The organism is Algoriphagus namhaensis (assembly GCF_042649705.1).
Taxonomy (GTDB): domain Bacteria; phylum Bacteroidota; class Bacteroidia; order Cytophagales; family Cyclobacteriaceae; genus Algoriphagus; species Algoriphagus namhaensis.
This window is the reverse complement of record NZ_JBHRZS010000002.1, coordinates 223,303-250,067: the sequence shown is the minus strand read 5'-3', so window position 1 is coordinate 250,067 and position 26,765 is coordinate 223,303. Positions and strand designations below refer to the sequence as shown.

Below are 26,765 nucleotides of genomic sequence, written 5' to 3'. Positions count from 1 at the left end.
ATTACTTTTCGCCTAATTGAATTTGTGCAAGCTCTTTCAACTCCGCAGGAAGATTCTCAGCTAAGGCTGGATTCTGTTGAATGAAAGACTTTTGCTCTGCTAGCCAAGCCTGATACTCTGCTGGCTCTACTACCTCTATTACCTTCTTCATGGAGAAGTGTCCCCGTCCGCAAATTTCCGTACAAGCGATTTCATATTCGAATTCCGGATCATTCAATTCGGCACGCATCTCGGCCGTAGTTTTTGTTGGTACAAACCAGAATCTTGTTGGCATACCTGGTACAGCATCCATTTTCAATCTCATATGAGGTGCGAAAACAGAGTGAAGTACGTCTCTAGCTCTAATCTTGAATAATACAGGCTCACCCTTAGGAATTACCACCTTTGGAGATGGGAAATCATCGATAGAGTTCTTGTCTGTGAAATCAACACCATGTGAATTCGTTGCCGTAATGAGTCTATAGTCGTAGTCTCCCAAAACATTATCTGTTCCTGGGTAGCGAACTTCCCAAGCAAACTGATAACCCATGATTTCTACTACATGTGCATTTTCAGGCGCCGGTGCAGTAATATCGGACCAAGCCATCCATCCTGTCAAAACAAGAATAGCTAGAACAACACCTGGAACGGTAGTCCAGATGATTTCAAGTTTATTATTGTCTGGATAAAAAGATGCCTTGCGGTTTTCATTGTACTGGTATTTGTAAGGGAACCAGAATAGCAACACGTGTGTAATCAAGAAAATCACACCAGTCACTGCCATAGTCACCCAAAACAAATTGTCAGTAACCATTCCGTGCTCAGACGCAATCGGCAACTGATAATTATCAAACTCTTTGATGGAATACCAGAACATTAAAATTCCCGCTCCCAACATGAACAATACAAATAGTATTGCATTCACCTTGTTGCTAGAAGAAGCTACCTTTTTATCAGAGCCCTTTACAACAGAAACCAAAGTTTGGATTCTATACACCATCCAAATAATGGACAGCAACAATAAAACCCCTACACCAATAAGAAATCCGTACATATCTTAAATTTTCTACTATTAAATATGATGATGATAGCTCTCCTCGAGCATTGGGTGATTTTTGGGAATCAAATTCCCTTTGGCCAACCCTCCTAACACAACCCACGTCACTGCTGATCCATATAGCAGGAACATACCTATTTCCATAAATCCAATACCACCATTATGTCCCAAAGTACCTGGCTGCACCATCAAGAAGAAATCTATCCAGTGTCCAGCGATAATTAAAGAACAAACGAGTTTCAAGAACACACCATGTCTTTTTGAATCTCTTGTCATTAAAACCAAGAATGGAAGCACAAAGTTTACCAAGATATTTACAAAAATGAACGGTCCATACACGTCACTCTCCAATCTCTCTAAGAAATAAACTGACTCCTCAGGAATATTGGCATAATAAATCAAAAGGAACTGCGAAAACCACAAATAAGTCCAGAAGATAGTAAAACCAAAGACGAACTTACCCAAGTCATGAACGTGGTTCTCATTTACCATTTCAAGGTATCCAAGTCCTTTAAGGAAAATCGTAATCAAGGTAATCGCAGAAAGACCTGCCACAAACCAAGAAGAGAATACATACCATCCAAAAAGGGTGGAGAACCAGTGGGTGTCAATAGACATTACCCAATCCCACGCCGCAATCGATGAGGACACAGCGAAGAAAATGATGAAGAAAGCAGACATGCTTCTAATCTTGTACCAAGACTGTGTTCCTCCTAAGGTATCTTCAGCATAAGAAAGAGACTTTAACTTATTGAAGAAAAACACCCAAAACCCGAAGAAAAGAACCATTCTGACGATGTAGAAAATTGGGAAAGTTCCCTTTTCCATCGGCCAGTAGAAAAACGCTCCTTTACCATCGATGATTTTATCGTATTCGGCAGAAGCAGGATCAAATAATTCTGCATGCCACCAATGGAACAAATCATGTCCCATCAAGAAGAAGCTTGCAATCATCAAAACTGCTGCATAAGGAAGCCAATTACCAAGTGAAAGCATTACTCTTACAATCGGTGCAGACCAACCTGCCTGTGCTGCATACTGGATAGCGAAGAAGAAAACACCAATGATGGCGATTCCCGCGAAATAAACATTGTTGATCCAAATATTTGCGTAAAGACGCTCATACCAATGGAAGGCATGACCACTTGCTTCACCTGCTTCTTCATGACCCCCTCCAAACATGGCCATTACAATGCCAATGCCCAAAAGAATCGCTCCAATCACCAATACAGTCATGATTGGCTTTTTGATCGCAGCCGTGAATTCAAACTTTTGATCCAGATTAAAATTTTGTACGTCGTGAGCCATAATTAATTAGCTGGAGTTTCTACTTCGGTTACTTCGGCAGCAGCAACAGTGCCTTGTGCACCTTGTCCACCTTGAATTTCTTGTTTCACATAATGAACAATTTTCCATCTATTCTCAGGAGTGATCTGAGAGCCATGAGCCCCCATGCGACCTTTCCCCTTCGTAATAACATGATAAATATGTCCTTCAGGCAAATCTACATAGGCTCCACCTGTAAGGTTAGCGACTCCGCCAATCACCTGTCCCGCAAGACCATCTCCTTCTCCTTTGCTACCGTGACACGCATTACAATACTGTTCGTAAAGCACTTTACCTTCCTTGAGCACCTCATCATTGAGAGCTACAGGATTCATTACAGTTTCTCCTGCTTTCTCTAGTTCAAAAGCTTTCAATCTGTAAGGCAAGTATCCCTGCTGATTTCTAGGAACAGTGTTAGCTACAGGCTCTCGCATGTTCATATTATGCGGGTTGTAGATATTACTGTTATAAAATTCTCCCTTTCCATCTTCACGAGTGGAAAGCCAAGCTCCCTCCGATTCCTCAGTAATCTGAGTCAACGGCTCATAAGCTACAGAATGGTACATTTGAGGCGCATACTCTAGACCTTGGTTATCTCCATCGGCTTTACAGCCAAAAAGCAACGCTCCGGTGAGTGCTAAACCTAAAATGTTTGAAATATTAGCAATCTTCATTTCTATCAAGTTACTAGTCAAAACTTTTATTATTCACTTCTGTAGCCCCAGAAGCCTTCAATACTTCTTTGATTTTTGCCTCTTCCATCGTCGGATTGTTAGCAATATCAATAGCCATGATGTGCTTGTCGTCAGTGCTTCGCAAATCAAAGATTCTAGGCTGCGCCCAAGGCTTCAAATTTGACGAAACCATAAATACACCCACCATACCAAAAGATGCCAGCAGTACAGTCATCTCGAAGGTTACAGGAATAAAATCTGGAAAAGCAGCATAATCCTTACCACCTATAATCATTGGCCAATCAAAACTCATCATGTAGAATTGCATGGTCAAGGCCAAGCTTGTTCCAAGCATTCCGAAAAGGAAAGCTGCAATTGGAAGTCGACTTCTTCTATATCCAAGCTCTTCATCAAGACCATGAACTGGGTAAGGTGAATACACCTCATGAATTTTTACACCGCTGGATCTTACATCCTTTACAGCGTGAAGGAGTACATCTTCGTCGTCAAATACTCCTAGGATAAAATTTGTATCTCTTTCCATAATTATTTGGATACTTTTTCAGATGAAGACTTCAATACAGATTTTACTTCAGCCATGTTGATCACTGGGAAGAACTTCGCAAATAGGAAGAACAAGGTGAAGAAAAGACCAAATGTGAATAAGTAAACTCCCACATCCGCCCATGTTGGATAGAACATCGCCCAAGAAGATGGTAGATAATCTCTGTGAAGTGAGGTCACAATAATTACAAATCTTTCAAACCACATACCGATATTCACTACCAAAGAAAGGATGAAAGTAGCGATAATTGAGGTTCGGATTTTCTTAATCCAGAAAAGTTGTGGTGAAATCACGTTACAGGTCATCATGGACCAATAAGCCCACCAATAAGGCCCTGTAGCACGGTTGATGAATGCGTATTGTTCTGCTTCTACTCCAGAGTACCAAGCGATGAAGAATTCTGTGATGTAGGCAATACCCACAATAGAACCCGTAATAATGATTACGATATTCATCAACTCAATATGACCCATCGTGATGTAATCCTCAAGTTTGAATACCTTACGAGTAATAATCATCAAGGTCAATACCATTGCAAAACCTGAGAAAATCGCTCCGGCAACGAAATAAGGAGGGAAAATCGTAGTGTGCCAGCCTGGTATTACTGAAGTCGCAAAGTCAAAAGATACGATCGTGTGCACAGAAAGTACAAGTGGGGTGGCTAGACCGGCAAGGATCAAAGATACTGATTCGTATCTCATCCAAGTTTTAGCTGCTCCATCCCATCCGAAGGAAAGTGCACCATAAATAGTCTTTCTCAAACCAGTTGCTCTGTCACGGATGGTGGCAAAATCAGGGATAAGTCCGATGTACCAGAATACCAATGAAACCGAGAAATAGGTTGAGATCGCAAACACGTCCCAAAGCAAAGGTGAGTTGAAGTTAACCCACAGCGAACCAAATGTATTTGGAAGCGGTAATGCCCAATATGCTCCGAGCCAAGGTCTTCCCATGTGAATTACTGGGAACATAGCCGCACAAATTACGGCGAAGATAGTCATGGCCTCAGCTGCTCTGTTGATGGATGTTCTCCATTTTTGTCTAAACAAAAGAAGAACTGCGGAGATCAACGTACCGGCGTGACCGATACCGACCCACCATACGAAGTTGGTGATGTCCCAGGCCCAGCCTACGGTTTTGTTTAGACCCCACATGCCAATCCCTTCCCAGAGTGTGGCAAGTAGTGCAATAGATCCAAGAGCTAATACTCCCGCAGCAGTAAGGAAAGCAAGGAACCAAGATAATGATGGTTTACCCTCTACTTGACGTGACACATCGTGGGTCACGTCATGGTAGGTTTTCCCCCCAGTAACTAACGGCTCTCTAACGGATGAAGTAACCTGCATAGTTTACAAAATTAATATTAGGCTTCGTTTTTATCTTTATTTCTAATTTTCGTGAAGTACCAAACATTTGGACTTACGTTGATCTCTTCCAACACATGGTATGCTCTCTCCTCGTTCACTTCCTTCAATGCTGAAGTAGAGTTTTCCTTGATTTTGAGCATTTTAGATACTTGGCTATTGGCATCATTCATATCACCAAACACCAAGGCATCCGTAGGACAAGCAGTTGCACAAGCTACATTGATCTCTCCGTCCACTACCTTTCTCTTCTCTCGCTTGGCTGTAAGTTTACCTGCCTGAATACGCTGTACACACATGGAGCACTTCTCCATTACACCTCTTACACGTACCGTAACATCCGGATTCAATACCATCTTACCCAAGTCATCATTCTGAGCGATATTCACTCCAGCGAAGTCTTTGTTGTCATGGTACTTAAACCAGTTGAATCGTCTTACTTTATAAGGACAGTTGTTTGCACAATATCTTGTACCGATACATCTGTTGTAAGTCATTTGATTAAGTCCTTCAGACGAGTGAGTCGTTGCAGCCACCGGACATACAGTCTCACATGGAGCATTGTTACACTGCTGACACATCATCGGCTGGAAGGTAACCTCTGGGTTCTCAGCAGCTACTTCCATTCCACTCAAATCATCAGCTGGAGCATCAGAGGAGTAGTATCTATCGATACGAATCCATGCCATCTCTCTTCGATTAAGCACTTCTTCTTTACCAACTACTGCCACGTTGTTTTCAACTTGACAAGCTACTGTACAAGCTCCGCAACCGATACATGAGTTCATGTCGATCGCTAGACCCCAATGGTGCTGGCTATATTGATGTCCTTTCCAAAGAGAAATCTTAGATGGAGTTACAAACTCGCCATCCTTATAAATCTCTGGCTTATATCTTCCTGCAGAAGCATCTTGCTTATAATCAGCTAATGTAGCTTCCTGAATCACATTCTCTCTACCCATAAAGGTATGGTGAGTCTGTGTTCTAGCTATTCTATAGGTATCAGTGGTTACTGCCACTTGAACATCGGATGTCGCAGTGAAGTCAGTGAAGCCCTTTGCAGAATTTGCAAAAATGTAAGCATTCACACCTACACCGTTAGCTACACGACCAGCTTTGGTTCTACCATATCCTACAGCAAGTCCAAATGTCCCATCGGCTTGACCTGGCTGAACCATAATCGGAACAGTGATCGATTTACCGTTGGCAGTTAGCGTTGCCTTCATGGTAGCTCCTTCCACCATCTTCACACCATTTTCAGATGCCCACTTTTGAGACACAGTCAAATAGTTGTCCCAGGTAGCTTTGGTGATCGGATCTGGCATTTCCTGAAGCCATGGGTTATTAGCATGAGCTCCGTTTCCAATTCCTACTTTAGAATATAGAATCAACTCAGCTCCGGTATTACCAGCAGAGTAAGACTTGCTTACCGCTGCTGCGGCTGACGCAGCATCTGCGATTGGGCTTATTGATGCGTTTGCATCAGAAGCTATAGCTAGTACACCATTATATAAGGATCTATCCCAGAACTCCTGAAATTCTCCACCCGTCTCAACTGAGGTAAAAATCTCTGATTCCCAATGCGCCTGCATAAAGTCATAGTACGACTCACTCATTCCAGACCAAGTCAAGAAAGAATCTTGTGCTTGACGAGTATCAAACAAAGGAGAAATAGTAGGCTGCGCCAAAGAGAAATGACCTCTTTTTGGCTCAAAATCATTCCAAGACTCTAGGAAGTGATGATCAGGAGCATTCATTTTCACAAGTGAAGCAGTCTCATCAGCTACACCATTTGTAGAGATTGTAGCCTTAGCCTTGGCAATACCTGCTGCGATTTCTTCACCACGAGGATGATCGTATACAGGATTACAGTTATAGAATATCACACCGCCAATACGTCCTGCATTCAGGTCTGTGACGAACTGATTCATTTTAGCGTCATCTCCTTTTCTAAAATTGACAGGAGAAGAGAAATCAACAGTAGTTCCTTGCCCACCAAGCAATTCATTGATCGCATTGATCACTACTTGTACGTTTGGATCATTTGATCCAGAAACTACCAAAGAAGCTTCCTTTGAAGCCCAAAGATCGTTTGCAGCCTTTTCGAGATGAGCTACCTCTACCGCTGGTGCAGAGAAAGTCTGCGCACCTGCCTTTTTGGCTAATGCATTATAAAGAGCCAAAACTGCTAAACCACTTTGAGAAGCTCTCATCGGAGTTCTGTAGTCTGCATTGGCACCAGTCAAGGAAAGATTCGACTCAAATTGATAATGACGAGACATGTTAGGATTTTCTTTCGAAATCTTTCTTGTCTTCGCGTATTGACCAGCAAATTCAATTGGAGAGATCCAAGTTCCTAAGAAATCAGCATCGAAGGATACGATGGTCTTCGCTTTGTCAAAGTGATAAGATGGAATCATCGCTTCTCCGTAGAAAGTCTCTGCAGCTTTGCTGATTCCGTAGCTTGAAAGTGGATCATATTGAATCACTTCTGCATCACCGAAGGCAGCTGAAAGCTGAGCAAGAGCCTTACTTGTAGAAGGAGAAAGAATCGTATTAGATACAATTTTCACCGTTCCAGCGGAAGCAAGCGCACTTTTCACTTGAGTGTCTATAGTCGCCCAGTCGGTTTTAGCACCATCAATCTGAGGACCAGTAAGTCTAGCTTTATCGTACAAGGAAAGTACAGAACCTTCTACAATTGCATTGACTTTACCTTTATTAATAGGAGAAAGCGTGTTTCCATCAATTTTGATCGGACGTCCTTCTCTTGTTTTCACCACTACCGAAGCATAGTCACCTCCTGAAGTGAAAGTGGATGCATAATAGTTTGGAATGGATGGATTAATATCCACTGGTTTGTTTACGTAAGGAATAGCCTTTCTAACTGGCGCCTCACATGCCGCTAGCGTAGCTGCTGCAAGGGAGAAACCCATCATTTTAAGGAAATCTCTACGAGAAGAACCACCCTCTTGGTCGACAGTGGAAGGAAGTTCCACAAACTCTTTGTCGGCGTGTTTTACAAACTCTGGATCGTTGTTGAGCTCCTCAAGTCCTTTCCAGTATGTTTTTTTAGTATCCTTCATTTTATATTCTAGAAATGAAATTGCTGAATGATTCTTTTATTAATAGTGACACTTTGCGCATTCCAAACCTCCGATATCTTTAACCTTCAAGGCATCTTTAGAATCAGAGTGTAGCTGTACCAATTTGTCGTAATATTCGTTGCCAGAAGCGGCAATTTCGGTCTGTCTGTGGCAATCAATACACCAACCCATGGTCAATGAGCTATGCTGAGCCACAACTTCCATTTCTTGGATTTCACCGTGACAAGTTTGGCATTCGATACCACCAACTTTTACGTGTTGTGAGTGATTGAAATATGCTAGATCTGGCAAATTGTGAACCCTCACCCATTCGATTGGAGTGTTATTATCCACGGCATTGTAGATTTTTTGGATCTCGGTTGAGATTCCCTCTTTTCCACCTACATTTTGAATATGTGTATGACAGTTCATACAAATATTAGCCGAAGGGATGTTTGCAGACTTACCAATTTCCACACCTGTATGGCAATACTGACAAGCGATTTCATACTGTCCTGCGTGAAGAGCGTGAGAGAATGCAATCGGCTGAGCTGGTGCATACCCTTGCTGAACGCCTACGGAATAAAGTCCATCAATTGCTGTTTTGGCAACCAATGCTACCACCAAAGCGGTAACTACGATCACGAACACATCACTCTTAAGAACCTTTCCTAGATCTAATTTCTGATTTACAAATTCCTTGTCATCCTCGTCGAGATCCTGCTTGTGAAGATACTTGGTAAGTACCGAGATAATCAATCCTAGTACAACCAAGATCAAAAGCAACACCACAACAAGTACTGCTACGATCACTGTAAGATATTCGGTAGGAATTCCTCCTCCAGCACCACCACCTTCAACTGCACCAGCTGCCGCAGCGGCTGCTGCAGGATCTACTTTATCACCGTATTCGATATAGGATAGAAGATTATTTAAATCATCATCTGTCAAAAAGGTGTGAGAGGGCATAACGATGTTATTGTACTCGGCGTACAAATCGTTTGCATAGTCATCACCAGAGGCAATTACAGCCTGCGAATTCACGATGAAGCTTTTGGCCCATTCGATGGTTTGTCTTTCAGTGATACCGCGTAGTGCAGGACCAGTATACTTTTGGTCAAGCTTGTGACACTGTTTACAGTTGGCGTTGAAGACGGTCTTACCAGCGGCAATAGCCTCTTCACTTTCCACGACTGCCGGATCAGCTGCCATCACCTGACCTGAGATCAGCATGAAAAACAGCAGGATCATTGTTTGAAAATTCGTCCGAATTCCAACTAACGAGCTTTTGGATAACATATTTTAAGCTAATTAAATAGTTAAGATGGTTCTTTATAACCCTTGCAAAGGTACTACCCGTGGTCTTATTTTCAAATATTGCTTCAGATAGATTAAATGTACATTATCGAACGATTTTCATCTACTTATTTAATTGATTAATAGCCGTTTATATGGTTTTCTATCAAAGGAAAATTATTTAGAACGTTTATAAATAATAGCTATTTTTTACTTTTTAGAAATGTCTTGAAATTCCTTATTAAACTCATAAATTTTCTTAAGGCATCCCTTTCAAAAATGTGCCTCCTTTACGGTATTTTTTCGAACCTTCATTTGCTCCACACAAGATTATAGCTACATTTGCATTCCATTTAAACAATGGTCGCGTGGCCGAGTGGCTAGGCAGAGGTCTGCAAAACCTTGTACAGCGGTTCGAATCCGCTCGCGACCTCACAAAAAGCATCCTAGTTCAGGGTGCTTTTTTTTATTCTGATTGATTTTTGGTTTAGATCCACGGTGAAATCAAAATCTATTTACACCCAACATTTTGCAGATGATCATACCTCAAAAAAGGTTACATGGTCTAGAGAAAAGCTTCGGGAAATGATTCAGACTTACTAAAATACGCTGTAGATATTCGAGCAATTGGTACTAAGACAAAAAAAACACCGGCTGATTGCTCAACCGGTGTTTCGTATCTATTAAATGGATTGTAGAATTACTTCTTGCCTTCCATTTTCTCTTTCAAGTCTGCCAACGCATCCAAGTCACCTAGAGTAGACTTCTCAGCTGGTGCTGATGAAGTAGATCCACTTTCAGTTTTCTTCTTAGCTGCTTTCTTTGGAGCTGGCTTGATATCGTCTTTAAACATCGCAGTATGAGAAAGTACGATTCGCTTGTCATCCTTAGAAAACTCAGCAACTTTGAAATCGATCGCCTCTCCTACTTCTACTTGAGATCCATCTTCCTTCTCTAGATTTTTTACCGTAGCAAAACCTTCTAGTCCGTATGGAAGCTCTAGTACAGCACCTTTGTCATTTTTAGAAACAACAGTACACTTGTGAACAGATCCTACTGGGAATACAGACTCAAAAGTATCCCATGGGTTCTCCTCAAGCTGCTTGTGACCAAGAGCCAATCTTCTGTTGTCTACGTCAAGCTCTAGAACCTGAACTTCAAGCTCGTCACCAACTTTCACAAACTCAGATGGATGCTTGATCTTCTTAGTCCAAGAAAGATCAGAAACGTGAACCAATCCGTCGATACCCTCTTCTAGCTCAAGGAAAAGACCAAAGTTGGTCAAGTTTCTTACCACACCCTTGTGCTTAGTACCTACGGCATACTTAGTACCCATATCGTCCTTAGTCCATGGATCTTCAGTCAATTGCTTGATGCCCAAAGACATCTTCCGCTCGTCCTTATCCAAGGTCAAAACAACTGCCTCGATTTCGTCACCTACTTTTACGAAGTCAGCTGGGTTTCTCAAGTGCTGTGACCAGCTCATTTCAGATACGTGAATCAAACCTTCTACGCCAGCTGCAAGCTCAAGGAATGCACCGTAGTCAGCTACGTTTACAATCTTACCTTTCACTTTAGAACCAACCTCAAGGCTAGATGCCAAAGAATCCCATGGATGAGCAGTAAGCTGCTTCATGCCCAAAGAAATTCTTCTCTTGTCATCATCAAAGTCAAGAACCACAATCTGAACCTTCTGGTCAAGCTGCAATACTTCCTCTGGATGATTGATTCTTCCCCAAGAGATGTCTGTAATGTGAAGAAGACCATCTACACCACCTAGATCGATGAATACACCGAAATTGGTCATGTTCTTGATCACACCTTCTAGTACTTGGCCTTTCTCAAGGTTATTCAAGATCTCAGCTTTCTGCTTCTCAAGATCCTTCTCGATCAACACTTTGTGAGATACTACTACGTTATCATTTGCGTGGTTGATTTTCACCACTTTCACTTCCATCTGCTTACCTACATAGATATCGAAATCACGAATAGGCTTCACATCGATTTGAGATCCTGGAAGGAAAGCTTCTACACCGTAGATATCTACGATCAAACCACCCTTAGTTCTTCTTTTTACCAAACCTTCGATGACATTATCTTCAGCAAGAGCTGCTTCGATATCTTGCCATGCTTTTACGATTTTGGCTTTCTTACGAGAAAGGATCAACTGCCCCAAAGCATTTTCCTGCTCCTCGATAAATACTTCCACTACGTCCCCAGGCTTGATAGAACCTAGGTCGCGGAATTCACTTACTGGAACCAATCCGTCAGATTTGAAACCGATATTGATGATCACATCCTTATCGTTCACTCCTACTACTGTTCCTTTGATCACTTCCTTTTCGGTGATTTCATTCAATGTACCTTCGTACAAAGCTTCCATCTTCTCGCGATCAGCTTTGGAATAGCCTTCACCAAAACCTTTGGTTTCGAAGCTTTCCCAATCAAATTCTTTTGTGTTAGACATAATATTTAAGACCCTGAAAGTCAACAATCTTAGGGTCATCCGATTGCTGATTTTTACGTTAGTAATTGCAGCCTGAGACTTTTCTCAAACAGCCCGCTCACTCGAACGGACTGCAAAGGTACTGTTTTTATCAGATTTCAAAAAATATCCTGAAAGAGAAAATCCTATCGCTCCAAAATCAGATTATATTCTATCTTTCCCTCATGAACCTGTTGCCAAAAAAAAGCCCTGACGATGTCAGGGCCTTGCAAGCAAAGAGTTAGAATAAATTAATGACCAAAAGTACTAAATTCATTCTATGATTAAAGTATTTCAAGCCATTTATTCGGTGTATGCCCTCCTTCTATTTATAGCATTGATGCTCCTATTTGGGCTTTTTATCATCATTCCACTCCTCATCAGTCCCAATGGCGATAAAATCTCATTTATCTTCTTTCGAGCCTGGGCAGGTATATGGTCTTTTCTTTGCGGAATCAGATATGAAATCGAAGGACAAGAGCATATTGCCAAGGACAAGTCCTATATATTTATTTTCAACCATCGCTCATTCTTAGATGCGCCGATCATTCCAGTGACCGTACCCAAAGAAGTTCGTGCCATAGGAAAGAAAGAGCTTTCCAAAATTCCAATATTCGGATTAATTGTAGATCGCGTGGCAATATGGGTGGATCGCAGTAATCCAGAATCCAGAAAGAAGGGCCTGGAGGCCGTAAAAAAGCTTGCACATCTTGGAAAATCTATCCTCATTGCCCCTGAAGGCACCAGAAATGATACAGAAGCCACTCTACTACCTTTTAAAAGAGGTGCCTTTCGACTATCGGTAGAAACTCAGATGGAAATTTTGCCCATGGCAATCATTGGAGCAGATAAAATCCTCCCTAAGGGATCCCTGCGGCTATCTCCTGGTAGAGTGAAAGTAATTTTTTCCAAGGCGATGACACCTCCGCAAATAGCCGATGAAAAGGCAATTGCAGAATTTACAGAAATGGGAAGAAATAGGATTGAGGCAATGATTTTGTCGAATAGCTAGCCCACAACATCCCTAATCTAGAGATGGCTGAGCAGGTTCTTCGGCAGCTTCACTAGTCAGCTCCTCAAAAAGCGCATATACCGTAAGATAGGTCAAGGGAATAGAAATAAATAGTCCAATTCCCAGAGTTAAGATACCTAGTAGGTTGATCAACAAAAGCACAAGACCAAGTGCAAAAAACTTCCACCAATTGGTGTGCACCAGCCTGCGACTTAGCTCCATAGAGGCCCAGAACTCAAATCCTCCAAATACCCCGAAAAGAAGGGAAAACATATAACCAATCAGCAAATACACCCCAGGAATCACCAAAGCAAATAAGCCTAAAACAGCTAGAATGCTACTGACCAAATTGATGATTACGACTGGAAGCCAGTACTTAAACCCATCAAAGAAATCTGAAAACTCCAGCCACTCTCCCTGACTGATTTTATTTCCCGCTAGGTAAAACCCAATAACCAGCGGTGGAGATAAAAAAATCGAGAAAATGAATAGAAAGTCTTCCAAATAGAGCGTGAAAAGCACTTGAATCACGATAATGATAAAAGTAAAGCCCACGTGAAGCGGGGCTTTTTCTTTAAATAGTTTCCATCCATTATCAAGAGCGGCGCGAATTTCAAAATCCACTCCTTGTACAATAATTTGTTCAAGCTTTGCTCTATTCATTCCTTAATTCGTGAATGCCTCTAGAATATCATGCTTGGTAATGATGTGAATTTGATTGGCAGCATCTCGAACCAAGACCGCTTTCTCCTTTTCTACCATGGAAGACAACACATCCAAGGTGCTATCCAGTGCGACAAACTTCATTGAATCTTCCATCACATCCGACACGTGTGCATCCTTCAATGTTGGGTTTTCGATGATCCGGGCCAATAGTTTATTATCCGTTAAGCTACCTACCACTTCTCCATTTTCTAAAACCGGGATTTGAGAAACGCTGGTCTTGTTCATCAGACCGATCGCTTCTTTCACAGAATCGGATTTTTGGGTAGAAACTAGTGAGAAACTTCCATTTCGCTGAGCGATAATATCTCTTGCAGTAGAATACGTTCTGTCCTCAAGGAAGCCATGATTGCGCATCCACTCGTCATTGTAGACTTTACCTAGATATCGCGTACCATGATCCGGCAGAATAATGACCATGCAATCATCTTCTTTCAGATTGTCTTTAGCCCATTCCAGAGCCCCGTGAACCGCTGCCCCACAAGACCAACCAATGAATAACCCTTCCTCACGAGCCATCCGGCGAGTCATCACCGCGGAATCTTTATCTGTCACTTTCACAAAGTGATCGATCACGTCAAAATTCACATTCTTTGGAAGAATATCTTCTCCAATTCCTTCAGTGAGATAGGGATACACTTCCTTTTCATCGAAAATCCCTGTCTCCTTATATTTTTTAAATACTGAACCGTAAGTATCAATTCCCACAGTAACAATATCCTTGTTTTGTTCCTTCAAATAGGTAGCCGTTCCACACATCGAGCCGCCGGTACCAACACCAGCTGCATAATGAGTGATTCTTCCTTCGGTATCCTTCCAAATCTCTGGTCCAGTGGTCTCATAGTGAGCAGCCGTATTGGACATGTTATCGTATTGGTTAGGATAAAATGAATTTGGGATATCCGCGTTGAGCTTTCGTGCTACCGAGTAATAGGATCTTGGATCCTCTGGAGCAACGTTTGTAGGACAAACGATGACTTCAGCACCCACTGCCTTGAGGATGTCAATTTTTTCTTTGGACTGCTTATCAGCCATAGTGAAAATACACTTGTAGCCTTTGGCAACAGCGGCCAGAGCCAATCCCATACCAGTGTTACCAGATGTTCCTTCTATGATAGTTCCTCCTGGCTTCAAAATACCAGCCTTCTCGGCATCCTCTACCATTTTGATCGCCATACGATCTTTCATGGAGTTTCCAGGGTTGAAGTATTCTACTTTCACAAGGATTTCTCCCTTGATTCCTTTGTTTACTTTATTGAGCCGAACCATAGGGGTATTTCCGATGGTCTCGATGATGGAATTATAAATCATAGTCAGTCATATTTGGAGTCCCAAAATTAAGAGAATTTTCTTCCCTCAATTTTAGTCAACCCGTATTTCCTCATTAAAATTCAAGAAAATCAGAGTTCTTTAAATTCTAAACGCTTCAAAATATCTAAAGCAACATGAAGCAAAAGCAAGGCTACCAAGCTCATAGCGATAGAAATGGACAGCATAGTCCATACAAATTGCTTGGTAATGGCAAACACAAGTATGCTAATCACCAAAGCCGGCAACAAGCCAAAAAGCAAAATTCCTCCGATCATCAAGGGTTTAATCAAAAACTTATCCCAGCTTTCCTCCAAGCCGATCTGAGGAATCAAATTGATTCCAAAACCCGTCAGGTAGAAGGCAACTATTGCAACCAAAAAAGAAGGAATGAGGAGCCAATCCAAGCCAGCAATAAATATAGAAGGCACGATCATCACTGTGCTAAAGAGTAAAATCTGCACGATATCCAGTTTAATGGTATTCCAAAATTTTGAACTCCAACTAGCCGGCACCAAAAAAAAATAGGGCTTTTTCAAATCACCAACTGAAGTACGACCGATCCCGGAGAGGAAATAGATCATGAGCAAAATGAGCATATACACGTAAACCACGATATGCGAAAACCAATCAAAAAGTGAAAGGACGGCACAAATAATTCCAATACCAGCAAAAATCAAGGCATATAGTCCGAACAAGGGATGGTAGTCCTGACGGGAAGCATGCACGTAGTTTCTCCAATAAAAAGCCGTACCCCCAGTCCCGAAATTTTCAAGAGCAAGTTTCTTTTTTGTATTCAACGAGAGGTTGGCCTCGCTTTGCTCCTTTTTCCCTCTTACCTTTTCGAGCTTCTCTTCATTGGACTTGGTTGCCTCCAATACGTCCTCGTAATAATACCCTGAATACTGCAGCACTAGCTTAAGTACGACAAAATAAGCCACTCCATAAATCCCGATAAAGGCAAGAGAAAGCACAGCATTTTGATGAGACAGGTAACTTAGGATGCCTCTACTCCATCCCACTAGAGGAAAGAAATCAAACCAAGGTGAGGCGATCCAGCTAAACATCCCCTGCCAAAATTTTTCAGCCATCAGTCCCGGAATCAGAATCATAGCCGATAGTACCACACCAAGCAAAATCACACCATTTCGAATGTACTCCATCACCCCATATTTCGTGTGTAGGGTGTACACCAAAAAGCGGATTGGAGAGATCATAAAAAAGAAAAGCGCAAATCCGAAAATCAGGAAAATCACATTTGCAGCAGTGAGATCCCACTGCTCGGCCATTTGACTTGCCCCATAGGCCACAAACAAGATGGCCCCACCAAGAGAAGGGAGAATAGACCTTCCCATGTAATAAATCAGGAGATTTTCAGGTTTCACAGGGCCGGTGAAAAGCAAATTGACATCTGCCATTTTGAAAAAACTAACGTTATTTTTCGTGGCCCGATAGAGCTGGTAAATAAGTAGAACCAAACCTAAAATGGTGGCACCACCTATAATATTCTGAACGGCAAAATCAACCTCAGGCATGCCCTCAATCTCGGGCATGTCAGCTGTACTTTTCTCGTCGAAGCTGTCAAATCTTAGCCAGTAGATAAAAAAGAAATAGCCCACAATTGCCGCATAGGGAATAAGCCTTAGCGGATTCTTGAGGATCATTTTGATATTATTCCAAAGAATCAAAAGATCCTTTCGGAATAGCAGCTTAATTTCCTTCATCCTTGGTCAGCTCTAAAAACAAATCTTCCAAAGTCGATGCTTCACTTTGCATCATTTGAGTTTTAAGATTGGCGATGGTGTCGTTTCCAATTATTTTTCCGCTTTTCAGAATCATAATCCGATCGGCGATACTTTCCACACTATCGATCAGGTGAGTACTCACAAGAATAGTCTTCCCTTGGTTTTTCAGATCTCGGAATACCTGCCGAGTATTTTTGATGGCTTTAGGATCCAGACCAATCATGGGTTCATCAAAAAACAAAACCTGTGGGTCCGGCAACAAAGCACAACAGATGGACACCTTTTGGCGCATTCCCTTTGAGAGGTCCCGCCCGAGCTTGTCAGCCTTATCGTCCAACTCGTATAGATCTAGCAGATCTTGGGCTTTACCCTTCCAGTCTTTGACATCGTATGCCTGAGCAATAAATTGAAGATGCTCACGAACTGTCAGAAGATCATAAACGTAGGGTGTTTCTGGTATATAGCTGAAAAGACGTTTTGCAGCTACACTGAGATGATCATGGCCACCGATGATTATCTCTCCCGAAGTTTTTCTCAAGAGACCAACAATGCATTTCATGGTTGTACTCTTTCCGGCGCCGTTTGGACCAAGAAGGCCAACAACTTCTCCTCCTCCTAATTCAAAGGTGATGTCATCTACGGCATTTTGCTTTCCGTATCGTTTGACAAGATTGGTGATTGATAGCATGGCTCAGTTTTAATCTGGTAAACCTACTAGAAAAATGAAAGTTTGGGAATATTTGGAATCTTTTTTGAAGTGCCAAAGCAAAACTAACCCAAACATTATGAGAAAACTATTCACAATTATCCTTTTTGGTTTGATTCTTCATTCCACACAAGCGCAGCAAGCAGGAAGATTCAGAATGGGAATGGACTTAGGTATCGCCATTCCAGACGGAGGCGGCATAGGCGGTGTCCTGTATTTAGAACCCAAGGTCAATCTCAAGGATAACATGAGTGTAGGAATTCGCCTTGGAGTTGCTGGTTTGGCTAAAGATGTGACCTATTTTGATATTACAGAAGACTATGAAGGAGAGGTATCCGCCAATCTTTCTGTAGGAGGTACATTTGACTATTACTTTCACAAGGACAATAGCAATGTAGCTCCATTCATAGGAGTTGGTTATGGCTATTTCGCCTTAAGCAGTATTGATATCAAAAACGGCGATTTCGATCAAATCGATGATATTGGTAACCTCGAAGCGGATTTCAAATGGGCTCCCATGCTCCGAGCTGGGGTGGAACTTAATAAGTTTAGAATGGCAGCTGAATACAACTTTGTACCTAATAGTAATCTACAAGACACTGCAGGAAATGTAATCGGAGAAGCAGTCAATCAGTATTTCGCTTTCACCCTTGGCTTCTATGTGGGTGGAGGAAGATGGAGGCAATGGAAACAATAAAAAGCCTTGAATTTCAAAGAGAAGCGATGATCAAATCATCGCTTTTTTTAATTCGCGCCAGCCAAAAGATAGAGAACCGCCATTCTCACGGCCACCCCATTCTCGACCTGATGGAGAATGATGGACTGCTCTGAGTCGGCTACATCAGAATTCAATTCCACTCCCCTATTGATTGGACCAGGGTGCATGATGACGATTTCCTTATCCAGCTCATCGAGCATGGCTTTATCAATCCCATAATATAGAGAGTATTCACGCATGCTTGGAAAATACTTGATCTGCTGACGTTCGAGCTGAATACGCAACACATTGGCCACATCACACCATTGGAGCGCTTTTTTTACATCCAGTTCCACTTTCACTCCGAGACTCGCGATATGCTTGGGCAGCAAAGTAATCGGTCCACAGACCATGACCTCTGCCCCAAGTTTTTGCAAGCAAAAAATATTGGAAAGTGCTACTCTGGAGTGCAGAATATCTCCGATGATCGCCACCTTTTTGCCGGCTACATCGCCTAGCTTTTCCTGAATTGAAAAAGAATCCAACAGCGCCTGTGTAGGGTGCTCATGCGTCCCATCACCAGCATTTATAATATTGGCTTTGACATTTCTACTAAGGAAATGAGGTGCTCCAGGACTTGAATGTCTCATTACCACCATGTCCACTTTCATAGACAGGATATTATTCACCGTATCCACAAGGCTCTCCCCTTTTTTTACCGAGCTATTGCTCGAGGAAAAATTGACAACATCTGCAGAGAGTCGCTTCTCTGCCAACTCGAAGGAAAGCTTGGTACGCGTAGAATTCTCAAAAAAAACGTTGGCGATAGTGATGTCCCGAAGCGAAGGAACCTTCTTGATGGGTCGATTGATTACTTCTTTAAAATTGGCGGCGGTTTCGAGAATCAGCTGAAGATCCTCTGAAGTGAGGTCTTTGATTCCGAGGAGGTGTCTACTGCTGAGCCGGGACATATCAGTCATTTACTTTTTCGGTGAGCCAAATTGCATCTTTTTCAAAACCTTTATCCTGCCATTCCACCATCACATATTGACTTTCGAGAGTATTTACCCTTAGCCCAAAGTAATCAGGCATGATGGGATAATCTCTAGTCAACTTCCGATCTACCAAAACCATGAGCTCCACTTTTTGAGGTCTCCCAAAAGCAATCATGGCATCCATTGCCGCTCGTACGGATCTTCCTTTGTATAGGACATCATCGACCAAAATCACCTTTTTCCCTTCAATGAGGAAATCAATTTTGGTTTCATTTGCCTTCAGGGGAAGGTCTCTTCTACGGAAATCATCTCTATGGAAGGTGGCGTCGAGATAGCCTGAAGGCACTCGAATTCCTGAGATTTCTTCAAGCTTCGCAACGATCTTATCCAAAAAAATAGGTCCTCTCGGCTGTAATCCGAGTAAAACACTGTTGTGGAAGTCATCGTGATTCTCGATCAATTGATAACAAAACCTCCTTAGGATGATTTCAATCTCTTCTTGATCTAGAACTAGGCGTTTTTGCATGAGTCAGATTTGAGGTCAAATATAAAGATATTTTCTAGTCTACAGACTCTGATGGCTCATACAAATCTCCATCCACCAAGATTTTTGTAATGAAAAACACCTCACGAGTTTGCTCTTTATTATTTTCATCCAGAAAACGGATTCGTTGGGTGCCTGTCATCAAAAAATAGGGGCCATACCAGTGTACGAGCTGAATGCTATTGGCATTGGTCTCGCGGATTCGCTCCTCTTCATTGATCAACTCGATGGGAAAATCAGCATTTTCAAAAACCTTCTCTCCTTTTTTGAAGTAGCTCATCTTGACCGTCAGATTTTTAACAAAAACGTGATAAAGGTCCTCTCCCACCACCGCCATTTCTCCAAAAGGTTGAGGATAGGTAGTACTAAAATCGTCATAGGTGCTAGAATTATCCCAAACAACATTCCCTTCTTTTCCCAGCTTGATAAAATGGGCGGAGATATACTGAAATTCTGAAGTCAACTGTGCTGCAACTGGATTATTGGGGTATCGAACACCTCCCATCGCATCATCAAAAAAGGGAGAATAACCCATTCGGTTAAACTGATCGTAGCGATAATATCTCCCAAATTGAGAATAGCCTGGCCGAATACTACCCCGGCTATTAATTACATTGAGATGATCAAAATAGATGTAAAAAGCATCGTCTGTGGTTCGTACAGATCTGATGGTGTAGACGTTTCGGATATTGTTGGTTTTCCCTTTTTCATCCCGCTTGATGATTTCCTGTATTCGCTTTTCTCGGAGTTTTTCAGGTAAGTAATTATAGAAATTAGGAAAGTCAATCAGGGTATAGGTTTTGAAGTCAAACTCACCAAATTCATTGATATCCATCAGGTACATACCTTGATATGAGTCGCCTCGATCCAGTCCAAAACTACCGATCATGGCCTGTCTATAATCGAAAGGTGGTAAGAGCAAACCTTCTAAAATCTCTTGATTCTCCTCACCAAACTCATCCACGCGTATTTCACGGAGCAGATTACCTAACAGATCATACGTATTGATTAGAATTTCTCGAGTTCGATATTGGCCTTTTCGACTGATCACTACCTGAATCGCATCTATTTCTGGAAGTTTTTGGAGCTGAAGGATTTGAGTATCATTGCCATAGATCCCTTGTATGGTATGAACACTTTTATCTTCCAAATCAAAAATCTGGACGGCAGGTCGACCATCCGCATCTCCCATAAAAATGGCTTTGTTATTTTCTACCAAAAACTCAAGCAATTGAAATTCGAGTAGATTATCTGCATTAAACTCAAACCCTTGATTGGTTTCGCTATCGATCTTGAAAATGTACTTTTCTGAATTTAAACTAGATCCCTTTTGGAACAAGAGATAAAGATCCCCGTCTGCATAATCATAGCCGATCAAATCAAATCCTGGTCGAACAGGATATTCCAAAAGCCCATCATTTGAATTCAAATTGAAATCAAGTCTGATATACTGTAGCAACAATTTAAAACTCAATCCTTTCTCAGGAATCGTCCTAAATGCTGCTATCCCTTCCTCCAGTCTCATCATTTCAAAAGGTGTATCGTAGAGATTGGATGGAACTTCAGTTCGAGCAATGTATTTCACCTGAGCCTGTCCGGAAACCCAAAAAAATAAAATCAAGAATATGGTCAGAAATTGCTTCATAGAGACATTTTGAGGATTTGATCAAATTCAACTTTTTCTAAAGGAGAAACTGAGAGCCGTGATTGTTTGAGCATCTTCATTTCTGAGAGAATATCTTCACCTTTCAATTGAGCCAAAGTGACAGGCTTTTCCAGTTTCTTCTTTACTCGGAGATTTACAGCGACCCACTGCTCGTCATTCGGGTCGGGAAAGGCCTCTTTGCTCACTTCTGCCAGTCCAACGACTGCTTTTTCTTTTCCACTATGATAAAAAAAGACTAGATCCCCCTCCTGCATTTCGCGAAGGAAAAGTCTCGCTTGGTTGTTCCTCACGCCATCCCATACATCTTCCTGGGCGCGTTCAAAATCCTGCCAAGAGTAAGAATTAGGTTCTGATTTCACAATCCAATAATTCATTTGATATTATTTTGAGTATCTATTGAAGATAAGCGATCTCGCTTTACATTGAAACAATATTTGGCCACATTTGTCCTCATCATACACGTAATTAATTCATTTTGGATCAAAAAACCATCCTCAAAAAACTGAAGCTTTCCATACAACTCATGGAGCTTCATGATGAAAACGCCTTCAAAATCAGGAGCTATCAAAGCGCCTTGAATTCCCTGGACCGTATGGATCAGGACCTTACGAGTTTGAGCAATACCGAACTCGCCGCGATTCAAGGAGTGGGAAAAGGTATCATTGATGTCATTGACCAGCTCAAAGAATCTGGCACCCATACCTTGCTAGAAGAACTTTTGGAAAAGACACCTACCGGTATTTTGGAAGTTTTGGAGGTTAAAGGCTTAGGACCAAAAAAAGTGAAAACTCTTTGGCTGGACCTAGGCATCACAAGCGCTCACGAACTTATGGAGGCTTGCCAATCTGGTGAGGTGGCCAAGTTGAAAGGATTTGGTGAAAAAACCCAATCCACAATCATCCAAAACCTTGAATTCAAGGCCTCAAATCAAGGCAAATGGCTGTATGCTGATGCGGAAGAAATTACCGAACCGCTTCTCGAGTCTCTCACTGCTTTGCTGAAGCCTGCTGAGCAAATCACCATAGTGGGTGAATATGCGCGAAAAATGGAAATCATCGACACGCTGGAGATTGTGGTCGGATCAGAAAATATAGATTCCTCTATTTCCGATTTTGAAAAACTAGATTCCATAGATTGGGAGAAAGCACTTTCTGGCCCTTTTACCCTCAGGGGAAAGTTGGTTGAACAAGACCTTTCGATTGCGATTTACTTCACGAGTAATTCTGAGTTTTTGAAGAAAAAGCTTCTTCTGACTGCGTCAAAAACACACCTTCAACTTGGAGTGAGCGACACCAAAACAATGTCTGAAGCCATTCAGGAATCGGATGCTAAAGATGAAAAGGCATTTTTTGAACAGCTCGGCATTCAATACATACCTGCAGAGTTGCGCGAGGGGCTGGATGAAATAGCATTGGCACGCGAAAACGCCATCCCAAAACTTCTCGAAGACAAAGACCTTAAGGGAATCCTCCACAATCACTCCACCTATAGCGACGGTAAACATAGCCTTAGAGAAATGGCTGAGCACTGTAAAGCTCTGGGATATGACTATCTGGGCATTTCAGACCACAGCCGGACGGCATTTTATGCCGGTGGATTGGAAATCGAACGGGTAAAGAAACAACATCAGGAAATCGATGAGCTAAACAAGGAACTGGCCCCATTCAAAATTTTCAAGGGAATCGAAAGTGACATTTTACCAGATGGAAGTTTGGATTATCCTGAGGAGGTTTTGGCAAGTTTTGATTTTATCGTTTCCTCCATTCACTCTGTACTGAATATGGATATAGACCGGGCCACTTCCAGACTGATCACAGCCATCAAAAATCCATACACTACCATTTTGGGGCACCCTACAGGTAGACTTCTTCTCCGAAGAGCTGGATACCCGATCAATCATCAAGCAATTATTGAAGCCTGTGCAGAAAATAATGTGGCCATAGAAATCAATGCCAATCCTTGGCGATTAGATCTGGATTGGAGATGGATTAGATTTGCGATGGAAAAGGGAGTTAAGCTTTCTATCAATCCAGATGCGCACGAAATGGACGGATATCTCGATATGAAATACGGAGTACTTGTGGGTAGAAAAGGTGGACTTACCCCGGAGATGACCTTAAATACTATGAGTGCGAATGAATTGGCAGAGTTTTTCGCGAAGCGGAAAAAAGAAATTACACAGAAATGAAGTGGACTGATATACCCGATGCGAACTTATTGAAGCGATCATTTCTCTTTGGAATCACTGGAATAGTGATCGGTGTAGTGTCGCTTGTCAATCAAAATTTCCGCCTTTTCGAAGGTCCTATGGGGCCTCTGAATGGAAGTAGTATAGGCCTTCAGCTCGTTGGACTCAGTATGGCAGTTTTGCTCTTGCGAAAAAGAAAAATATCCCAAGAACACAAAGTTAAAGCTCAAAAGATGGTCGTAGTGCTGGGTGCAGCAATTTTGTTTTTTATTTTATCCCTTTAAAACCAATCAATCTTATTTATGATAAAAAAGTGCTTTCCAGTCTTTATTTTGATGCTTTGCCTTACGTATCAGGGGGCCTTAGCTCAGTCAGCTCCAAAAAAGGAATTCAAAATCGTGACCATTGTGGAGTCGATCGTTCCCATGGGAATTGGACGATCTAGAATTATAGATAATAAAGGAGAAGTAGATGTGGCAAACTTCACCACCGAGCGAACGGATGGAAAGAAGAGCAATCAAAAAGAAATCGATCGAAAGGATATTCGAATCGATGAAATGGAAGAAACCAAGCTCCTGAACTTTTTCAGCGCCACGGGGATTAATTTTCAAAATATTGCCTCAAATGATGCGGTAATTTCTGCTAAAATCAATGCCCTACTCGAAGAAGGTTGGGAACTAACCTATGTGACTAGTGGAGTGGAAAGTGATGGTGGGGAAACCGACGGACAAGGAATTTTTATCACGCGACTTTTCTTCTCGAAATAAAAAAAGTCCCAAGCGATGCTTGGGACTTTTCATTTATCAATTCACGGAGATTAATCCGCTTTCTCTTTCTTTTTAACTGACAAGGTTAACTCCTCGCCTTTTCCTGAATAATCCGCCTTGATGACATCTCCTTCGGACAAATCGCCCTTCAAGATTTCTTCGGCCACGGCGTCTTCCAGGTATTTCTGAATTGCTCGATTCAGTGGTCTCGCTCCATATTGCTTATCGTACCCTTTTTCAGCAAGGAATGTTTTTGCTTTCTTGGTTAATTCGATACTGTAGCCAAGGTCTGTGATTCTCGCAAAGAGTTTGCCCAAGCTGATATCGATGATCTTGAATAGGTGCTCTTGATCCAGATTATTAAATACCACTACGTCATCCAATCTATTGAGAAATTCAGGGCTAAATGCCTTTTTCAACGCAGACTGAATCGTGCCTTTCATGATTTCGTCGAGATTATCAGTCTTAGCCTTATTGGCAAAACCGATTCCTGAACCAAAATCCTTCAGATCACGGACACCGATATTTGATGTCATGATGATGATGGTATTTCTGAAATCCACTCGACGACCCAAGCCATCTGTAAGAATTCCATCATCCAATACCTGCAAAAGAATATTGAATACGTCAGGGTGAGCTTTCTCAATCTCATCCAAAAGAACAACGGAGTATGGCTTTCTTCTTACTTTTTCAGTAAGCTGTCCACCTTCTTCATAACCCACATATCCCGGAGGTGCTCCCACGAGTCTGGATACAGAAAACTTCTCCATGTACTCAGACATATCGATTCTGATCAAGGAGTCTTCCTTATCGAAAAGATAGGTCGCGAGCATTTTTGCCAATTCGGTTTTACCCACACCGGTTGGCCCTAAGAAAATGAATGATCCAATCGGTTTTTTAGGATCTTTAAGACCCACTCGAGTACGCTGAATGGCCTTGGTCAGCTTCTTAATTGCTTCATCTTGACCGATCACCTTAGCACTCAAGTCGTCCGTCATACTTAACAACTTAGCTCCTTCTTTCTGAGCGATTCGCTTCGTAGGAATTCCAGTCATCATGGCTATAACTTCAGCCACATGCTCTTCGTCCACGGTGAATCTTTTAGATTTACTCTCTTCTTCCCATCGGGTTTTAGCAAGTTCTAGCTGCTCAAGAAGTTTCTTTTCTTTATCTCTCAGCTGAGCTGCTTCCTCATACTTCTGAGACTTCACTACTCGATTTTTCTCGGTTTTGATGTCTTCTACTTCAGCTTCAAGTTTCAGAATATCTTCTGGTACATGAATGTTGTTGATGTGCACTCGTGCTCCAGCTTCATCCAAAATATCGATGGCTTTATCAGGAAGGAATCGATCCGAAATGTATCGATCTGACAACTGCACACAGGCCTGAATCGCTTCTGGCGTATAGTTTACATTGTGATGCTCTTCGTATTTGTCCTTGATATTTTCGAGAATCTGAACGGTTTCTTCTGGAGAGGTGGCATCCACCATCACCATTTGAAATCTTCTAGCTAAAGCTCCATCTTTCTCGATGTACTGTCTGTACTCGTCAAGTGTAGTGGCTCCGATACATTGGATTTCACCACGAGCCAAAGCTGGCTTAAACATGTTGGATGCATCCAAGGATCCACTGGCACCGCCGGCGCCTACAATGGTGTGCAGCTCATCAATGAAAAGGATCACATTTGGGGATTTCTCCAGCTCGTTCATCACAGCTTTCATTCGCTCCTCAAACTGACCACGATACTTAGTACCAGCCACCAAAGAAGCTAAATCCAGTGTAACTACTCGCTTATTGAAGAGCACACGAGACACTTTTTTCTGAATGATGCGTAGCGCAAGTCCTTCGGCAATTGCCGTCTTACCTACACCAGGCTCACCGATCAGAATCGGGTTGTTTTTCTTTCTTCTTGAGAGAATTTGAGCTACACGCTCAATCTCTTTTTCTCTACCAATGATCGGATCGAGCTTATCGTCTTCCGCCATTTTGGTAAGGTCTCGTCCAAAGTTATCCAATACTGGAGTTCTAGACTTTTCTGTTCCTTGTTTGGCACTGGAAGATCCTCCACTAGACGATCCAAATAATTTAGAACCATCATCATCCCCATCTTCTGCTTCTGCTCGCGCACTTGGCGTAGCATCTCCAGACATCTCTAGCATTTCTTTCACAGAGTCATAATTCACGTCAAATTTATTTAAGATTTGCGTCGCGATATTGTCTTCGTCTCTCAAGATCGAAAGCAATAAATGCTCCGTGCCAATCAATTGGCTTTTGAAAATTTTAGCTTCTAGGTAGGTTATTTTAAGGACTTTTTCCGACTGACGAGTCAGTGGAATGTTGGCCATATTTTTTACATTATGGTTTGCAGTTCCTTTCACTGCGCGCTCAATGGAGTTTCTCAATTCATCCAATGGAACTCCCAGTTTCTTTAACATGGAAACAGCTACTCCTTCCCCCTCTCGAATCATGCCCAACAAGAGGTGCTCTGTGCCGATGTAATCGTGGCCCAAGCGAAGCGCTTCTTCTCTGCTGAGAGAAATCACCTCTTTGACTCTATTTGAAAATTTTGCTTCCATTTAATT

At 42.0% G+C, this 26,765-nt stretch carries 22 protein-coding genes and 1 tRNA gene; 6 read left to right on the top strand and 17 right to left on the bottom strand.

From position 1 onward, the window contains the following. Window position 1 precedes the first annotated feature (1 nt). From ACFOSV_RS01150 to ACFOSV_RS01120, 7 genes are read right to left on the bottom strand one after another with little or no spacing between them, the layout of a single operon-like run. Window positions 2-1,033, bottom strand: coding sequence for a cytochrome c oxidase subunit II (locus ACFOSV_RS01150; RefSeq protein WP_377902527.1), 1,032 nt, complete (start codon window positions 1,031-1,033; stop codon window positions 2-4). A gap of 18 nt (window positions 1,034-1,051) precedes the next feature. Continuing rightward, window positions 1,052-2,344 carry a quinol:cytochrome C oxidoreductase gene (locus ACFOSV_RS01145; protein WP_377902525.1) on the bottom strand — a complete coding sequence of 431 codons (1,293 nt, stop codon included), beginning with the start codon at window positions 2,342-2,344 and terminating at the stop codon, window positions 1,052-1,054. Between the two features lie 2 nt (window positions 2,345-2,346). Further along, complete coding sequence (locus ACFOSV_RS01140; RefSeq protein WP_377902523.1) at window positions 2,347-3,036, bottom strand: c-type cytochrome; 690 nt, start codon at window positions 3,034-3,036, stop codon at window positions 2,347-2,349. Between the two features lie 13 nt (window positions 3,037-3,049). Further along, entirely contained in the window at window positions 3,050-3,580 is a 531-nt protein-coding gene (locus ACFOSV_RS01135) for a DUF3341 domain-containing protein (protein ID WP_377902521.1), read from the bottom strand. 2 nt (window positions 3,581-3,582) lie between these two features. Beyond that, entirely contained in the window at window positions 3,583-4,947 is a 1,365-nt protein-coding gene (gene nrfD, locus ACFOSV_RS01130; protein ID WP_377902519.1) for an NrfD/PsrC family molybdoenzyme membrane anchor subunit, read from the bottom strand. A gap of 17 nt (window positions 4,948-4,964) precedes the next feature. Continuing rightward, window positions 4,965-8,051, bottom strand: a complete 3,087-nt coding sequence (locus ACFOSV_RS01125; RefSeq protein WP_377902517.1) for a TAT-variant-translocated molybdopterin oxidoreductase — start codon at window positions 8,049-8,051, stop codon at window positions 4,965-4,967. Between the two features lie 39 nt (window positions 8,052-8,090). After that, window positions 8,091-9,302 (bottom strand): c-type cytochrome, encoded by a 1,212-nt coding sequence (locus ACFOSV_RS01120; RefSeq protein ID WP_377902515.1) that lies wholly within the window; start codon window positions 9,300-9,302, stop codon window positions 8,091-8,093. A 407-nt stretch (window positions 9,303-9,709) separates the two neighbouring features. Here ACFOSV_RS01120 and ACFOSV_RS01115 point away from each other — a divergent pair. After that, window positions 9,710-9,780: transfer RNA gene (locus ACFOSV_RS01115), tRNA-Cys, on the top strand. Between the two features lie 267 nt (window positions 9,781-10,047). Here ACFOSV_RS01115 and rpsA read toward each other — a convergent pair. Further along, a complete protein-coding gene (gene rpsA, locus ACFOSV_RS01110) occupies window positions 10,048-11,814 on the bottom strand; it encodes a 30S ribosomal protein S1 (RefSeq protein ID WP_377902513.1) in 1,767 nt (588 codons plus the stop codon). Between the two features lie 298 nt (window positions 11,815-12,112). Between rpsA and ACFOSV_RS01105 the strand changes: the two genes are divergently transcribed. Then, window positions 12,113-12,844 (top strand): lysophospholipid acyltransferase family protein, encoded by a 732-nt coding sequence (locus ACFOSV_RS01105; RefSeq protein ID WP_377902511.1) that lies wholly within the window; start codon window positions 12,113-12,115, stop codon window positions 12,842-12,844. Between the two features lie 12 nt (window positions 12,845-12,856). On the opposite strand, the gene ACFOSV_RS01100 is transcribed toward ACFOSV_RS01105, so the two are convergent. The 4 genes from ACFOSV_RS01100 to ACFOSV_RS01085 form a co-directional block, all read right to left on the bottom strand. Next, the gene (locus ACFOSV_RS01100; protein WP_377902509.1) at window positions 12,857-13,507 is read right to left on the bottom strand and encodes a hypothetical protein; all 651 of its coding nucleotides are present in this window, start codon (window positions 13,505-13,507) and stop codon (window positions 12,857-12,859) included. A gap of 3 nt (window positions 13,508-13,510) precedes the next feature. Continuing rightward, a complete protein-coding gene (locus tag ACFOSV_RS01095; protein WP_377902507.1) occupies window positions 13,511-14,878 on the bottom strand; it encodes a pyridoxal-phosphate dependent enzyme in 1,368 nt (455 codons plus the stop codon). Between the two features lie 89 nt (window positions 14,879-14,967). Then, the gene (locus ACFOSV_RS01090; RefSeq protein WP_377902505.1) at window positions 14,968-16,599 is read right to left on the bottom strand and encodes a putative ABC exporter domain-containing protein; all 1,632 of its coding nucleotides are present in this window, start codon (window positions 16,597-16,599) and stop codon (window positions 14,968-14,970) included. After that, complete coding sequence (locus ACFOSV_RS01085) at window positions 16,586-17,308, bottom strand: ABC transporter ATP-binding protein (protein ID WP_377902503.1); 723 nt, start codon at window positions 17,306-17,308, stop codon at window positions 16,586-16,588. The genes ACFOSV_RS01090 and ACFOSV_RS01085 overlap by 14 nt, the downstream gene beginning before the upstream one ends. Before the next feature lie 97 nt (window positions 17,309-17,405). Here ACFOSV_RS01085 and ACFOSV_RS01080 point away from each other — a divergent pair, with 97 nt between their 5' ends. Beyond that, entirely contained in the window at window positions 17,406-18,023 is a 618-nt protein-coding gene (locus ACFOSV_RS01080; RefSeq protein ID WP_377902501.1) for an outer membrane beta-barrel protein, read from the top strand. A gap of 47 nt (window positions 18,024-18,070) precedes the next feature. Here the strand turns inward: ACFOSV_RS01080 and ACFOSV_RS01075 are convergent, their stop codons facing one another. Genes ACFOSV_RS01075 through ACFOSV_RS01060 form a run of 4 tightly spaced genes read right to left on the bottom strand, consistent with a single transcriptional unit; the run spans window position 18,071 to window position 21,602 of the window. Beyond that, window positions 18,071-18,994 carry an aspartate carbamoyltransferase catalytic subunit gene (locus ACFOSV_RS01075; RefSeq protein ID WP_377902775.1) on the bottom strand — a complete coding sequence of 308 codons (924 nt, stop codon included), beginning with the start codon at window positions 18,992-18,994 and terminating at the stop codon, window positions 18,071-18,073. Window position 18,995: 1 nt separating this feature from the next. Then, window positions 18,996-19,544, bottom strand: a complete 549-nt coding sequence (pyrR, locus tag ACFOSV_RS01070; RefSeq protein WP_377902499.1) for a bifunctional pyr operon transcriptional regulator/uracil phosphoribosyltransferase PyrR — start codon at window positions 19,542-19,544, stop codon at window positions 18,996-18,998. A gap of 34 nt (window positions 19,545-19,578) precedes the next feature. After that, window positions 19,579-21,207, bottom strand: a complete 1,629-nt coding sequence (locus ACFOSV_RS01065; protein WP_377902497.1) for a transcriptional regulator — start codon at window positions 21,205-21,207, stop codon at window positions 19,579-19,581. After that, window positions 21,204-21,602: an EVE domain-containing protein gene (locus tag ACFOSV_RS01060; protein WP_377902495.1), complete on the bottom strand. Its 399-nt coding sequence runs from the start codon at window positions 21,600-21,602 to the stop codon at window positions 21,204-21,206. The genes ACFOSV_RS01065 and ACFOSV_RS01060 overlap by 4 nt, the downstream gene beginning before the upstream one ends. 101 nt (window positions 21,603-21,703) lie before the next feature. Between ACFOSV_RS01060 and polX the strand changes: the two genes are divergently transcribed. Genes polX through ACFOSV_RS01045 form a run of 3 tightly spaced genes read left to right on the top strand, consistent with a single transcriptional unit; the run spans window position 21,704 to window position 24,183 of the window. Further along, entirely contained in the window at window positions 21,704-23,416 is a 1,713-nt protein-coding gene (polX, locus tag ACFOSV_RS01055; RefSeq protein ID WP_377902493.1) for a DNA polymerase/3'-5' exonuclease PolX, read from the top strand. Beyond that, window positions 23,413-23,700 (top strand): hypothetical protein, encoded by a 288-nt coding sequence (locus tag ACFOSV_RS01050; protein ID WP_377902491.1) that lies wholly within the window; start codon window positions 23,413-23,415, stop codon window positions 23,698-23,700. Before polX ends, ACFOSV_RS01050 begins: the two co-directional genes overlap by 4 nt. 18 nt (window positions 23,701-23,718) lie before the next feature. Then, the gene (locus ACFOSV_RS01045; RefSeq protein WP_377902489.1) at window positions 23,719-24,183 is read left to right on the top strand and encodes a hypothetical protein; all 465 of its coding nucleotides are present in this window, start codon (window positions 23,719-23,721) and stop codon (window positions 24,181-24,183) included. Between the two features lie 50 nt (window positions 24,184-24,233). Here ACFOSV_RS01045 and ACFOSV_RS01040 read toward each other — a convergent pair whose 3' ends face one another. Continuing rightward, window positions 24,234-26,759 (bottom strand): ATP-dependent Clp protease ATP-binding subunit, encoded by a 2,526-nt coding sequence (locus tag ACFOSV_RS01040; protein WP_377902487.1) that lies wholly within the window; start codon window positions 26,757-26,759, stop codon window positions 24,234-24,236. Between the last annotated feature and the right edge of the window lie 6 nt (window positions 26,760-26,765).

What these genes read in the sequence shown, in the direction of transcription:
- ACFOSV_RS01100 (WP_377902509.1), bottom strand. Translation starts at nt 13,507, where the DNA reads ATGAATAGAGCAAAGCTTGAACAAATTATTGTACAAGGAGTGGATTTT.
- nrfD (WP_377902519.1), bottom strand. Translation starts at nt 4,947, where the DNA reads ATGCAGGTTACTTCATCCGTTAGAGAGCCGTTAGTTACTGGGGGGAAA.
- ACFOSV_RS01080 (WP_377902501.1), top strand. Translation starts at nt 17,406, where the DNA reads ATGAGAAAACTATTCACAATTATCCTTTTTGGTTTGATTCTTCATTCC.
- ACFOSV_RS01125 (WP_377902517.1), bottom strand. Translation starts at nt 8,051, where the DNA reads ATGAAGGATACTAAAAAAACATACTGGAAAGGACTTGAGGAGCTCAAC.
- ACFOSV_RS01075 (WP_377902775.1), bottom strand. Translation starts at nt 18,994, where the DNA reads ATGTCCCGGCTCAGCAGTAGACACCTCCTCGGAATCAAAGACCTCACT.
- ACFOSV_RS01135 (WP_377902521.1), bottom strand. Translation starts at nt 3,580, where the DNA reads ATGGAAAGAGATACAAATTTTATCCTAGGAGTATTTGACGACGAAGAT.
- ACFOSV_RS01105 (WP_377902511.1), top strand. Translation starts at nt 12,113, where the DNA reads ATGATTAAAGTATTTCAAGCCATTTATTCGGTGTATGCCCTCCTTCTA.
- ACFOSV_RS01120 (WP_377902515.1), bottom strand. Translation starts at nt 9,302, where the DNA reads ATGATCCTGCTGTTTTTCATGCTGATCTCAGGTCAGGTGATGGCAGCT.
- rpsA (WP_377902513.1), bottom strand. Translation starts at nt 11,814, where the DNA reads ATGTCTAACACAAAAGAATTTGATTGGGAAAGCTTCGAAACCAAAGGT.
- ACFOSV_RS01040 (WP_377902487.1), bottom strand. Translation starts at nt 26,759, where the DNA reads ATGGAAGCAAAATTTTCAAATAGAGTCAAAGAGGTGATTTCTCTCAGC.
- ACFOSV_RS01085 (WP_377902503.1), bottom strand. Translation starts at nt 17,308, where the DNA reads ATGCTATCAATCACCAATCTTGTCAAACGATACGGAAAGCAAAATGCC.
- ACFOSV_RS01050 (WP_377902491.1), top strand. Translation starts at nt 23,413, where the DNA reads ATGAAGTGGACTGATATACCCGATGCGAACTTATTGAAGCGATCATTT.
- ACFOSV_RS01060 (WP_377902495.1), bottom strand. Translation starts at nt 21,602, where the DNA reads ATGAATTATTGGATTGTGAAATCAGAACCTAATTCTTACTCTTGGCAG.
- ACFOSV_RS01140 (WP_377902523.1), bottom strand. Translation starts at nt 3,036, where the DNA reads ATGAAGATTGCTAATATTTCAAACATTTTAGGTTTAGCACTCACCGGA.
- ACFOSV_RS01145 (WP_377902525.1), bottom strand. Translation starts at nt 2,344, where the DNA reads ATGGCTCACGACGTACAAAATTTTAATCTGGATCAAAAGTTTGAATTC.
- ACFOSV_RS01150 (WP_377902527.1), bottom strand. Translation starts at nt 1,033, where the DNA reads ATGTACGGATTTCTTATTGGTGTAGGGGTTTTATTGTTGCTGTCCATT.
- ACFOSV_RS01065 (WP_377902497.1), bottom strand. Translation starts at nt 21,207, where the DNA reads ATGAAGCAATTTCTGACCATATTCTTGATTTTATTTTTTTGGGTTTCC.
- pyrR (WP_377902499.1), bottom strand. Translation starts at nt 19,544, where the DNA reads ATGCAAAAACGCCTAGTTCTAGATCAAGAAGAGATTGAAATCATCCTA.
- ACFOSV_RS01090 (WP_377902505.1), bottom strand. Translation starts at nt 16,599, where the DNA reads ATGAAGGAAATTAAGCTGCTATTCCGAAAGGATCTTTTGATTCTTTGG.
- ACFOSV_RS01045 (WP_377902489.1), top strand. Translation starts at nt 23,719, where the DNA reads ATGATAAAAAAGTGCTTTCCAGTCTTTATTTTGATGCTTTGCCTTACG.
- ACFOSV_RS01095 (WP_377902507.1), bottom strand. Translation starts at nt 14,878, where the DNA reads ATGATTTATAATTCCATCATCGAGACCATCGGAAATACCCCTATGGTT.